Annotated in this window: 9 protein-coding genes and 2 tRNA genes; 9 read left to right on the top strand and 2 right to left on the bottom strand. The window is 63.6% G+C overall.

The window, feature by feature from the left end:
• The first annotated feature begins 236 nt into the window (after nucleotides 1–236).
• From IAG25_RS09030 to IAG25_RS09020, 3 genes are all read left to right on the top strand, one after another.
• Nucleotides 237–323, top strand: a tRNA-Leu gene (locus IAG25_RS09030).
• Between the two features lie 137 nt (nucleotides 324–460).
• Nucleotides 461–547 (top strand) — tRNA-Leu (locus IAG25_RS09025).
• A 292-nt stretch (nucleotides 548–839) separates the two neighbouring features.
• Nucleotides 840–2,066: an MFS transporter gene (locus tag IAG25_RS09020; RefSeq protein WP_187605045.1), complete on the top strand. Its 1,227-nt coding sequence runs from the start codon at nucleotides 840–842 to the stop codon at nucleotides 2,064–2,066.
• A 17-nt stretch (nucleotides 2,067–2,083) separates the two neighbouring features.
• On the opposite strand, the gene IAG25_RS09015 is transcribed toward IAG25_RS09020, so the two are convergent.
• A complete protein-coding gene (locus IAG25_RS09015) occupies nucleotides 2,084–2,449 on the bottom strand; it encodes a helix-turn-helix domain-containing protein (protein ID WP_222946448.1) in 366 nt (121 codons plus the stop codon).
• Nucleotides 2,450–2,829: 380 nt separating this feature from the next.
• Complete coding sequence (locus IAG25_RS09010) at nucleotides 2,830–3,252, bottom strand: hypothetical protein (protein WP_187604576.1); 423 nt, start codon at nucleotides 3,250–3,252, stop codon at nucleotides 2,830–2,832.
• A gap of 364 nt (nucleotides 3,253–3,616) precedes the next feature.
• On the opposite strand from IAG25_RS09010, the gene IAG25_RS09005 reads away from it, so the two are divergent.
• The 6 genes from IAG25_RS09005 to IAG25_RS08980 all read left to right on the top strand — a co-directional run bounded on the left by IAG25_RS09005 (nucleotide 3,617) and on the right by IAG25_RS08980 (nucleotide 12,532).
• Nucleotides 3,617–6,121 carry an acyl-CoA dehydrogenase gene (locus IAG25_RS09005; protein ID WP_187604575.1) on the top strand — a complete coding sequence of 835 codons (2,505 nt, stop codon included), beginning with the start codon at nucleotides 3,617–3,619 and terminating at the stop codon, nucleotides 6,119–6,121.
• A 54-nt stretch (nucleotides 6,122–6,175) separates the two neighbouring features.
• Nucleotides 6,176–7,603, top strand: coding sequence for a 3-oxoacyl-ACP reductase (locus IAG25_RS09000; RefSeq protein WP_187604574.1), 1,428 nt, complete (start codon nucleotides 6,176–6,178; stop codon nucleotides 7,601–7,603).
• A gap of 11 nt (nucleotides 7,604–7,614) precedes the next feature.
• Nucleotides 7,615–8,520, top strand: coding sequence for a MaoC/PaaZ C-terminal domain-containing protein (locus tag IAG25_RS08995; protein WP_187604573.1), 906 nt, complete (start codon nucleotides 7,615–7,617; stop codon nucleotides 8,518–8,520).
• Complete coding sequence (locus IAG25_RS08990) at nucleotides 8,517–9,812, top strand: acetyl-CoA C-acetyltransferase (RefSeq protein WP_255503614.1); 1,296 nt, start codon at nucleotides 8,517–8,519, stop codon at nucleotides 9,810–9,812. The genes IAG25_RS08995 and IAG25_RS08990 overlap by 4 nt, the downstream gene beginning before the upstream one ends.
• Nucleotides 9,813–9,877: 65 nt before the next feature.
• A complete protein-coding gene (locus IAG25_RS08985) occupies nucleotides 9,878–11,629 on the top strand; it encodes an AMP-binding protein (RefSeq protein ID WP_187604571.1) in 1,752 nt (583 codons plus the stop codon).
• Nucleotides 11,630–11,644: 15 nt separating this feature from the next.
• Entirely contained in the window at nucleotides 11,645–12,532 is an 888-nt protein-coding gene (locus IAG25_RS08980) for a DUF1571 domain-containing protein (protein WP_187604570.1), read from the top strand.
• The last annotated feature ends 151 nt before the right edge of the window (nucleotides 12,533–12,683 follow it).

Below are 12,683 nucleotides of genomic sequence, written 5' to 3'. Positions count from 1 at the left end.
TTCTCGTTGGATGGGACTTTTGCGGTGCTTTGCAACCAATAATGCGGACATCGTTGCGGGCCATTCTAACACCCGTCTTTTAGGCCTCACGGGGCTGGCGAGCCGATACGGCGCGGCCGGCGCGCCGTTACACGCATTGCGTCGAAATGCTTGACAGTCCCAATGGGGTCGCTATAATGGCGTTCTTTGCTGCTGACGCAAAACGAATTGCAGCGAATTGAAGTACACGCACCCTTGCCCAGGTGGCGGAATTGGTAGACGCACTAGGTTCAGGTCCTAGCGGTGGCAACACCGTGGAGGTTCGAGTCCTCTCTTGGGCACCAGATGTTTGGAAAAGCCACCTTCGGGTGGCTTTTCTGTTTTATGCGGAGACTGTGTTTCTGATTCCGATAAGTCATATGACTTTACGGTTGACACGGTGCCCGTTCCCGCTAGAATAGCGGGCTTGCTGTACCCCTTGGCCCAGGTGGCGGAATTGGTAGACGCACTAGGTTCAGGTCCTAGCGGTGGCAACACCGTGGAGGTTCGAGTCCTCTCCTGGGCACCAAGGTCCCTTTTTCGCGAGACGCTCGTTCGAGCGCATCGCACGCAAAAACCCCACGCATCGACGTGGGGTTTTTTGTTTTCCGCCTTCATTTTCAATTCGATCTTCTTTCGTTTCTGATTCGATTATTCCTGCGTCGAACGGTAAATGAATTGATCACCCCGCCTCGATTATCCAGCCGCACGCACTCGATCGCACGAACCTTGGCGAGCCCGCCCTGACGCGCCCGTGGCCGGTTCGTTAATTGCTCCGTCGCATGGCAACACTCGCCAATCGATTATTCGACCCGGAGAATCTGGCCATGAGTTGGACCCGCGAACAGAGAAACGTGACGGTTGCCGCCTATCTGGGCTGGACCCTCGACGCATTCGATTTTTTTCTGATGGTCTTCGTATTGAAGGATATCGCCGCCGAATTCAATACGAAAATCCCGGATGTCGCTTTCGCGATCACGCTCACGCTGGCGATGCGCCCGCTAGGCGCCTTGATCTTCGGCCGCCTCGCGGACAAGTTCGGCCGCCGTCCCACGCTGATGATCAACATCGCGTGCTATTCGCTGCTTGAGCTGCTCTCCGGCCTATCCCCCAACCTCATGACGCTCCTCATCCTGCGCGCGCTTTTCGGCATCGCGATGGGCGGCGAATGGGGCGTCGGCTCTGCGCTGACGATGGAAACCGTCCCGCCGAAAGCGCGCGGCATCGTTTCGGGGCTCTTGCAAGCGGGCTATCCGAGCGGCTATCTGCTTGCGTCGATCGCTTTCGGTGTCGTGTATCCGCTCATCGGCTGGCGCGGGATGTTCTTTATCGGTGTCGCGCCCGCGCTGCTCGTGATGTACGTGCGTGCGCACGTGCCGGAATCGCCGGCGTGGCGCGCGATGGAAAAGCGCCCGCGCCCCGGCCTCCTCGCCACGCTCAAGCGGAACTGGACGCTCTCGATCTACGCAATCGTGCTGATGACCGCGTTCAACTTCTTCTCGCACGGCACGCAGGATCTCTATCCGACCTTCCTGCGCGAGCAGCATCATTTCGATCCGCATACCGTTTCGCTCATTACGATCACGCTGAATATCGGCGCGATCATCGGCGGGCTGCTTTTCGGGGCGCTGTCGGAGAAGATCGGCCGGCGAGTGACGATTTTCATCGCCGCGCTGATCGCGTTGCCGGTGTTGTATCTGTGGGCATTCTCGACGACGCCGGTCATGCTCGCGCTCGGCGCGTTCCTCATGCAGATTTCGGTACAAGGCGCATGGGGCGTGATTCCGGTGCATCTGAACGAAATCTCGCCCGATGAGATTCGCGCGACTTTCCCGGGCCTCGTCTATCAACTCGGGAACTTGCTCGCGGCGGTGAACGCGACGATGCAGGCGTCGCTCGCCGCGTCGCACGGCAACGACTACGGCATGGCGATGGCGATCGTCGCGGGCGTCGTCGCCGTTGTTATCGCTGCGCTGATTTTCTTCAGCCGCGAGCGCAGAGGTATCGATATGACGCGCACAGCGCGCGAAGCGGGCGCGCCAGGATAATCGCGCCCTCGGCGAATTTAAACGCGCCGGCGGAAACGCAATCCGGCGACGCTACGCTCACGGACGCGCGCGGACGGAAAGGCAAGCATCCGCAGCAGGAAATTCGTATTCCGGGGACGCAGCGCGACGACCTTTTGCAATTCCTTGCGATATCGATACACCGTAGTCGTCGACAAGTTCACGCCGCGCGAAACCGCTGCCACCGAGGCGCCATCCCGCAGCAACGCCAAAGCCTGAAACTTCCGTTTCGGATCGATTCGTCCTCCGAAATTTCTGCCCGGCGATGCCTCGATCACGCGAATGTCCTTGTGCAGGTTATCGATCGTCTCCCCGTCCAGCGACCTTGTGCGGTATGCGTAGCCGTCCGCTTCGTTGCTGAACACGAACAGCCTGTCGTCGTAGATGTAGCTCCGATCAATTGCGGCGACCTCTCTGAATAGAGAGTTTATATTTAGCTCTACCGGGTAAACACTTTTGTTTAGGAACACTTAATCTCCTGTTGCCGCTATTTCAGGGCAGGTGGTTGCTGCCTACAGGAGCATTCTGTAGTTTTGCGATCGTCATGAGCGGGTCCGCCAACTCGCTCACGACATCTCCTACTGGTCCCGGTTCTGCGCAAGCGAACCCGGGATCGACACCACTCGCGCGCCCCCGACCGGCGAGATCGTCGCGCGAGCGGTCTGTATTTTGGGCGCGTCGAGTTTCGATCCCAACCAGAAGGTTCCGAATTAAACCAATATGGCGATAATCCCCAAGGCTCGTTTCAGCTATGTCCATCGAATGCCAAGAGGCGAATCAGTTCGAGTCGATTGTTTCGGTCGATAACTCCGGCGACACATTGCCAGACGCCGAGCAACCATTTCATCGCCGCTTCGGACATTCCGAGTTCATGTCTGATCGTCGAGGCGGACACATCGTGCTCCAGAAAAACCAGCGCAAGATATATCGCCAGTTGTGTCGGTTCGCCGTTGATATTCCGATATATGCCGTGTGCTGCGCCCTCGCTCGATTCGCGTATTCTGCTGAGCATCTCCATATCCACCGGGACATGCAGATAGCTGACCTCTCCATCAGAGCGGATCAGCATGTAAAGCAAGTCGCCCAACATAAAAACCCAATCCGTAACGCCGTGTTCTTCGGGCGCCGTGCCAATGTTTAGTCTGACCAGGTGATCCGGTGTCTCCATTTCCAAATAAGCTCCCGTGGCCACCATGCGCGTGGCAGGTGGTCACAATATGAAGCCCGGCGTTGTGACTTGCTGTGGCGCATCCCGCGAAGATTCACCCACAGCGCCCTTTGACGCCCCGCTCAGGCGGGGCGTCAAGACTCATGCTGTCCCTCCCCATTTGTTTAGCAGTTCGAACTAATAATTCCATTATTTCATTTCTGATATGAGCAAAAAGAATAGCTCGCGCATTATTGTGCATTGAAGTGTGAAGGTCTTGAACAGGAAGAGGTTCGAACGAAAGCTCTAATCGCACCGATCCTGCTTGAAAGCTGACGTCGTGGTATGAAGCATGCTTCTTCGCAGGAAACTCCGGAGACCCGTGATGCTCGCGCTCTACGTCATCGCCTTCCTCTTGCTCGCCGGCACTCTCACCTTCCTGCAGGCGCCCGCGCTCGCCTGGCTCGTCGGGCTGGCGATCTGGGTGGCCGTCGGGCCAGTCATCGGCGTGACGGGCACGATCGGCGTCACGCTGCTCTCGATCGTCTTCGTGCTTCCGGCGCTCATGCTCGCCATCAAGCCCCTGCGCCGCGCGATCGTGAGTCGCCGCGTGCTCGCCATCTTCCGCAAGATCCTGCCGGAGATGTCCTCGACGGAGCGTGACGCCATCGAAGCCGGCACCGTATGGTGGGACGCCGAACTCTTCTCCGGCCGCCCGCGATGGGACAGCCTCCTCGAACACGGCGCCCCGAAACTGACGCAGGAAGAACAAAGCTTCATCGACAACGAATGCGCGCGCCTGTGCGAACTGTCGAACGACTGGGACACGACCGCGATCTGGCAGGATCTGTCGCCGCAAGCGTGGGCCTGGATCAAGGAACAGGGCTTTCTCGGCATGATCATTCCGAAGCGCTACGGCGGAAAGGCGTTCTCCGCGTATGCGCACTCGCAGGTCATCATGAAGCTCTCAACGCATTCGTCGGCGGCGGCCGTATCGGTGATGGTGCCGAATTCGCTCGGTCCCGCCGAATTGCTGCTGCACTACGGCACCGAGGAACAGAAGAACCACTATCTGCCGCGTCTCGCGCGCGGCGACGAAATTCCGTGCTTCGCGCTCACCAGCCCGTACGCCGGATCGGATGCCGCCGCCATTCCGGATGTCGGCGTCGTGTGCCGCGGCCTTCACGAGGGTCGCGAGACGCTCGGCTTTCGCGTCACATGGGAAAAACGCTACATCACGCTCGGGCCGATCGCGACCGTGCTCGGCCTCGCCTTTCGCGCGCTCGACCCCGATCATCTGCTCGGCGACGACGCAACGCCCGGCATCACCTGCGCGCTCATTCCGACGAACCATCCCGGCGTCAACATCGGACGACGCCATTGGCCGCTCAACGCCGTGTTCCAGAACGGCCCGAACTGGGGCGAGGATGTGTTCATCCCGATGGACTGGGTCATCGGCGGACGCGCGCAAGTAGGCAACGGCTGGCGCATGCTGATGGAATGTCTCGCCGCCGGGCGCGCGATCTCGCTGCCCTCGTCGAATGTCGGCATGGCGAAGCTCGCCGTGCGCGGCACCGGCGCCTATGCCGCCGCGCGCCGCCAGTTCCGCACGTCGATCGGCCGCTTCGAAGGCATTCAGGAAGCGCTCGGGCGCATGGGTGGCAATCTGTACGTGATGGACGCGGCGCGCCGCCTGTCCGCGCAGGCCGTCGATCTCGGCGAGAAGCCCTCGGTCATCTCGGCGATCGCGAAATATCACATCACCGAACGCGCGCGCAAGGTGATCAACGACGGCATGGACGTGGTCGCCGGCAAGGGCATCTGCATGGGGCCGTCGAACTTTCTCGCGCGCGCGTATCAGCAGATGCCGATCTCGATCACCGTCGAAGGCGCGAACATTCTGACGCGCTGCCTGATCATCTTCGGACAGGGCGCGATCCGTTGCCATCCGTACGTGCTCAAGGAAATGGCCGCGACGCGCGAAGCCGATCCGCACCGAGCGCTGCGCGATTTCGACGACGCATTCTTCGGTCACGCGAGCTTTCTCGCGTCGAACGCGATGCGCAGCCTCGTGTACGCGTTCGGCGGCGCCGCGCTCGTGCGCAAGCCCGCGCGCGCCGATGCGCGTCTTCTGCCTTACTACCGCGCCGCCACACGCCTGTCGAGCGCGTTTGCATTGTTCGCCGACGTGTCGATGCTCGCGCTCGGCGGCGAGCTCAAGCGCCGCGAGCGTCTGTCGGCTCGGCTCGGCGACATTCTTTCGCAGTTGTATCTGCTGTCCGCGACGCTCAAACGCTTCGAGGACGACGGCCGGCCCGAGAGCGACCTGCCGCTCGTGCGCTGGGGCGCCGAAGACGCGCTTCATCAGGCGAGCGCCGCGTTCGCAGGCTTGCTCGCGAACTATCCGAATCGCGCCGCCGCCGCGTTGCTGCGCGCGCTCGCGTTCCCGTTCGGCCTGCCGCACGCGCCGAGCGCCGATGTCCTCGGCAACGACATCGCGATGCTGATGCAAACGCCCGGCGAGGCTCGCGAACGCCTCGTCGCGGGCTCACACGTTTCGGCATTCGAAACCGATCCGATCGCGCGCGGAGAAAAATTGCTCGCGCTCACGCCCGCCGTCGCGGCGCTCGAAGCGCGTCTGCGCGATGCCGTCAAGGCGGGCCAGGCCGAAGCGCTGCCGCAGAGCCCGCAGGAAGTGACGGCGTGGGCGCAAACGGCCTCGGAGCGCGGTTTGATCGACGAAAGCGAGCACGCGCTTCTGGCCGAATGGGCGGCTCATGCGCGCGAAGCGGTGAAAGTCGATGATTTTTCCGCAGACTTCGGTATCCTCGAAGCATTGCAAAAGCGCAGCGCGGCACTCAAACGGCAATGGCCGGAAACGGTCGCCTGAACCACGCAGGCCCGAGGCCACGCCGCGCGCGCCCCGACGACCGATCGCCAATCGATGAAAGACCGCTATCTCGACTTCGTCAATTCGCCCTTCGGCACGAGCATCGCACGCTCGCTCGGCCTGCCGCGTCCCGAGGTATTGCGCCGCCATCGCGCGGATCATGCCGAATTCGGCGGCATGGCCGCCATCGGCGCGGGACCGTCGCCTGCGCTCTTCGATGACCTGATGGCCGTGCTGTCCGCCATCGGCATGACGAGCATCGCGCACGAAAGCGCGTCCGGCTGGCTGCCAGTCGCCGCGCGCCACGGCGCGATGAGTGGCCGCTTCGAGCCGCACGCCCGCGACACATCCGCGAGCGATCGTGTCGAAGCATTGATCTTCGATGCGACCGGCATCGACGAAAGCAGCCAGTTGCATTCGCTGTACGCGTTTTTCCACGACGCGCTGCGCTCGCTTGCCAGGAACGGACGCATCGTCGTCATCGGGCGTCCACCCGCCACGCGCAAAAGCGTGAAAGCCGCCACCGCCCAGCATGCGCTCGAAGGAATGACCCGCTCGCTCGGCAAGGAAGCGCGCAACGGCATCACGGCGAATCTGCTGCGCGTGGCCGATGGCGCAAATTTCGAATCGGCGCTGCGCTTCTTCCTTTCTCCGCGTTCGGCCTATGTCTCGGGCCAGGTCGTGACCATCGACGCGTCCGCCACCGCACCCGATAGCTGGACGAAACCGCTCGCGGGCAAGCGCGCGATCGTGACGGGCGCGGCGCGCGGCATCGGCGCGTCGATCGCTGCGGTGCTGGCGGAGCATGGCGCGATCGTCACCGGGATCGATATCGACGCCGCCCGCGACGCGCTCGATCAGACCATGCTGTCGATCGAAGACGCATCGCCCTCGGGCGGCGCGCATGCGGCGCTCGTCGCGGACATCGCCGCACCCGAAGCACCCGCCGATATCGCCGCCGCGCTTGCCGCCTCGGGCGGCATCGATATCGTCGTGCACAACGCGGGCATCACGCGCGACAAGACCATCGCCCGCATGAGCCCGGAGATGTGGGACAGCGTGATCGACATCAATCTGCTGGCGCAGGAGCGTATCGACGACGCGCTGCTCGCGCAAAACGTGCTGCGCGAGCAGGGACGCATCGTGGCGGTGTCGTCGATCAGCGGCATCGCGGGCAATCGCGGCCAGACCAATTACGCGACCTCGAAAGCCGGCGTAATCGGCCGCGTGCACGCGATGGCGCCGTTGCTGCGCGCGCGCGGCATCACGATCAACGCGGTCGCGCCCGGCTTCATCGAAACGCATATGACCGCGCGCATGCCCTTCGGCGTGCGCGAGGCCGGCAGACGGCTCAATTCGATGGGACAAGGCGGCTTGCCCGTCGATGTCGCCGAGACCGTCGCGTGGCTCGCGAGTCCGGGCAGCGCGGGCATCACGGGCAACGTGGTGCGCGTGTGCGGCCAGAGCCTGATCGGCGCGTGAGGGGCGACCGCATGCACGCACCGACCATGCCGCGCGCCCGCACCGTCGTCATCGATACCCTGCCGCCGCCCGCAAAGCTCTACGGACGCGCGCTGCCCGCGCTCTTCAGACGCGCACGCTCGCCGGAGTTGCCCGCGCTCAGGCTCGTGCGTCCGGACGTCAAGCTCGACGCGGAGCAGGTCGGCCGCTATGCGCGCGTCTGCGGATTCATCCCCGAGCATGGCGTGCCGCTCACCTTCCCGCACGTGCTCGCGTTCCCCTTGCATCTGATGATGCTCACCGACCCATCGTTTCCCTGGTCCGCGCTCGGCGTCGTGCATCTGTCCAACAGCGTGCGGCTGCGCCGTCCGCTCACGGCGGGCCAGGGCTTGCGCATCGAAGTGGAGTGCGGGCCGCTCGTGCCGCATCAGAAGGGCCAGGCGTTCACGCTGCATACGCGCATCTACCGGCGCGGCGAGGCCGTGTGGGAAGGCGACAGCGTCTATCTGAAGCGCGGCGTGCGCAGCGAAAGCGCCGCACCGTCGATCGAAATCGCCGATGCTTCCGATGCGCGCGTGCCGCTGCTCGCACGCGAAGCGCGCTGGCAGCTCCCGCCGCAACTCGGACGCGATTACGCGAAGGCATCGGGCGACTTCAATCCGATCCATCTGCATATGCTGAGCGCGAAAGCGTTCGGCTTTCCACGCGCGATCGCGCATGGCATGTGGACGCTCGCGCGCACGCTCGCGGCGCTGCATCCGATCAAGCCGCTCGCGTCCGGACATGCGCACGGCGATTTCAAGTCGCCGCTCTATCTGCCCGGCGACGCCACGCTCTGGACCGCCGCGCCCTCGCCCGCCGCGCGCGATTTCGAAGTGCGCGATCTCGCGGGCGACCGGCCGCATCTGCGCGGCCATTTCGAATGGGAGCTGCCATGAGCGAAGCGCGGAGGGTCGCGATCATCGGCAGCAACCGGATTCCGTTCGCGCGCTCGAACACGGCCTACGCGAGCGCGTCGAATCAGGACATGCTGAGCTTTACGCTGCAAGGTCTCGTCGATCGCTTCGATCTGCATGGCATGCGTCTCGGCGAAATGGCCGCGGGCGCGGTCGTCAAGCATTCGCGCGACTTCAACCTGACGCGCGAAGCCGCGCTCTCGACCACGCTCGCGAAGGAAACGCCCGCCTACGACGTGCAGCAGGCGTGCGGCACCGGCCTCGAAACTGCGATTCTGGTCGCCAACAAGATCGCGCTCGGGCAGATCGACGTGGGCATCGCGGGCGGCGTGGATACGGCGTCGGATGCGCCCATCGCCGTGAACGAGCGCATGCGCAAGATCCTGCTCGAAGCGAATCGCGGACGCTCGGCGGGTCAGCGTGTCGGCGCGCTCGCGAAACTGCGGCCCGGCATGTTCTTCCGGCCGCTTTTGCCGCGCAACGCGGAACCGCGCACGGGCCTCTCGATGGGCGAGCACTGCGAACTGATGGCCAAGCGCTGGAAGATTTCGCGCGAGTCGCAGGACGCGCTGACCGAGGAAAGTCATCGCAAGCTCGCGGCTGCTTATGGGCGCGGTTTCTTCAACGATCTGATGACGCCGTACAAAGGGCTCGCGCGCGACAACAACCTGCGCCCCGATGTCACGCTCGATCAGCTGTCGCAGTTGAAACCCGTCTTCGATCGCGACGCCGGCACGCTCACCGCAGGCAACTCGACGCCGCTCACCGATGGCGCATCGGCCGTGCTGCTCGCCTCCGAGCAATGGGCCGCCGAGCGCGGACTGCCGGTGCAGGCGTTCCTCACGTTCTCCGCGACCGCGGCCGTCGACTTCTTCGACAAGCGCGAAGGCCTTCTGATGGCGCCCGCTTACGCGGTGCCGTCGATGCTCACGCGCGCCAAGCTCGCGTTGCAGGACTTCGATTTTTACGAAATTCACGAGGCGTTCGCCGCGCAAGTGCTGTGCACGCTCGCCGCGTGGGAAGACGATGAATACTGCCGCACCGCGCTCGGCCTGGGCAGGCCGCTCGGAGCGATCGACCGCGCGCGGCTCAACGTGAACGGCGGATCGCTAGCGACCGGACATCCGTTTGCGGCGACGGGCGGGCGTATCGTCGGCACGCTGGCGAAGATGCTCGCGAAAGCGCCCGAACGCAGCGACGGCAAGCCGTTGCGCGGACTGATCTCGATCTGCGCGGCGGGCGGCCAGGGCGTCGTCGCGATACTGGAGCGGTAAGCGGAAGAAGCAAAAAATAAGGCGCGCCAGTCCACGAAAACGAAGCGCGCCGACGGAGACACCACATGAGCCCGGGACAGACAGCGCCGCGCGGGGCTTTTACGCCGCACGCGACGGACGGCATCTGGTACGCGTCGTATCCGCCGTATGTCGCGCGAGACATCGATCCTTCGCGCTATCGCTCGCTCGCGCATTTCTTCGATGAGTGCGTCGAGCGGTTTCGGGATCGCGTCGCGTTCGTGAGTCTCGGCTCCGAACTGACATTCGCCACGCTCGGCGAGAAGGCGCATGCGTTCGCGTCGTATCTTCAAAGTATCGGCGTGAAGCCCGGCGATCGCGTCGCGCTGATGATGCCCAACACGCTGGTCTATCCCGTCGCGCTTTTTGGCACGCTGATCGCGGGCGCGATCGTCGTCAACGTGAATCCGCTCTACACGGTGCGCGAACTGAGCCATCAGCTCAAGGATAGCGGCGCGCAGACCGTGGTTGTGTTCGAGAACTTCGCGAAGACCGTGCAGGACGCGCAGCCGGGCTCGCGTGTGAGGAATATCGTCGTGACCGGGCTCGGTGACCTGCTCGGCAACGGCCTCAATGTGAAAGGCCGCGCGATCGATCTGTTCCTGCGTCATGTGAAGAAGCAGGTGCCCGCGTACGCGCTGCCCGATGCGGTCCGTCTGCCGCAGGCGCTCGCGCGCGGCGCGCGGCAGAAGTTCGAGCCGGTGAGAGTCGGTCATGGCGACATCGCGTTCATTCAGTACACCGGCGGCACGACGGGCGTCGCGAAGGGCGCGATGCTCACGCATCGCAATGTCATCGCCAATCTGCTGCAGGCGCTCGCATGGGCAGGCGGACAGCTCGTCGATGGCGAGGAAATCATCGTCACGCCGTTGCCGCTCTATCACATCTATTCGCTGACGGTGAATGCGCTCGCCTTTCTCGCGATCGGCGCGCGCAACGTGCTGATCGTCAATCCGCGCGATATCAACGCGCTCATGCGCACGCTGCGTCACGAAAACTTCACGGCGATCACCGCGCTCAACACGCTCTACAGCGCGCTCATGGACAACGACGCATTCCGCCAGCGCGACTTCTCGGCGCTCAAGCTCGCGATGGCGGGCGGCATGGCGACCCAGCGCGTGATCGCCGAGCGCTTCAGGGCGATGACCGGCCAGACGCTCGTCGAAGGCTACGGCCTCACCGAATGTTCGCCGCTCGTCGCCGCGACGCCGCTCGATGCTCACGGCGCGAGCGAATTCGACGGCACCATCGGCGTGCCGGTGCCCTCCACGCTCGTGCGCATGCGCCGCGACGATGGCGCATGGGCGAACGTCGACGAACCGGGCGAACTCTGCGTGCAGGGCCCGCAAGTGATGAAAGGCTACTGGAACCGTCCCGAGGACACGGCGAAAGCCATCGATCCGGACGGCTGGCTCGCGACCGGCGACATCGGCGTGATGGACGCGCGCGGCATCATCCGGCTCATCGACCGCAAGAAGGACATGATGATCGTGTCGGGCTTCAACGTGTATCCGAACGAAATCGAGGAAGTGCTCGCCGCGCATCCGAAAGTGCGCGCGGTGGCGGCCGTGGGCGTGCCCGATCCGGTGACGGGCGAGCGCGTGAAGGCGTTCGTCGTGCGTCGCGACGACGCGCTCACGGTGGAAGAACTGCTGAAGTTCGCCCGTTTACACCTGACCGGCTACAAGGTGCCATCCTACGTCGAGTTCCGCGACGCGTTGCCGCTCACGACGATCGGCAAGGTGCTCAGACGCGAATTGCGCGACGCCGAATTAAAACCACGAAAATCGCAGGACTGACTTTCGGAGATGCTTATGCCGCGTGCGCGATGCCGCCAAGCTTCTGACTTGCTGCTCGCGTGCGCGGGCCTGTTGTGCCTCGTGCTCGCGCTCGCGTCTTCGGGTGCGCGTGCGGATGCAACCGATGACGTCGCGCGCGTCGGTGACCTGAGCGTCGAGCAGCAGGCGCAATGGCTCTCGCGCTCGGCCGAAAGCGGCGCGCTCGCGAAACTCGACGACGCGCAACTCGTCGCCCTGTTTCACTCGCTCGACGCGCGCACGCTGTCGCGCTATTTGCAGGAAGGCCTGGACGACTTCCAATCCTGCGAATTCACGATGCGCCGGCGCGAGCGCATCAAGGGCAAGTGGCCGAAGCGCGCGGATCACATGCTCGTGCGCGTCACGCGCGAGCCCTTGCGCATCTACGCAAAATGGCTGCCCGATGGCGCGCATGCGGGCCAGGAAGTCATCTACGACGATTCCAAACGCCCCGACCAACTCTACGGTCATCTGGGCGGCTTGCTCGGCGTCGTGCCGATGTGGACATCGGTGAACGGCGCCTTCGCCCGCGCGCAATCGAATCATTCGATCCGCGAGCTCGGTATCGTCGCGATCACGCAGCGCTTCATCGAGGAAGGGCGCAGGTTCGCCGAAGCGGGCATCACGAAGCCGTCAAATATCGAGGTGAAGATGATCGACGGACTGCGCGTCGTCGCGCTCACGTATGAAACGCCCACGGGACAGCCCGAGTTTTACGCGAAGAAGGAAGTGCTCGGGCTCGACCTCGAGCGGCCGGTTTTCCGCACGGTGGAGTCGTACGACAACGACGGCAATATTTTCGAAAGCGTCGTGTTCGAGCGCATCGAAATCAAACCCTTCGATGATCTGACGTTCGACCCGAAGAATCCTGACTATCGCTTCTGAGCGGCACGCCGATGAAATGAACGCTGAACTCGTGACATCGGATGTAACAACGTGCCGCGTCGCGCGCCGCGTGTTTTAAGTTTCGCCTAAGAGTCGGCCGATAACCTTCCCGCACTCCATCGACATCAAGGTCCGCGCAGAGGCACCGCGC

It is taken from the genome of Caballeronia sp. EK, assembly GCF_014384845.1.
GTDB classification, from domain to species: Bacteria; Pseudomonadota; Gammaproteobacteria; order Burkholderiales; family Burkholderiaceae; genus Caballeronia; species Caballeronia jiangsuensis.
Note: the sequence above shows the minus strand (reverse complement) of the source record. Positions and strands in the feature narration are given on the sequence as shown.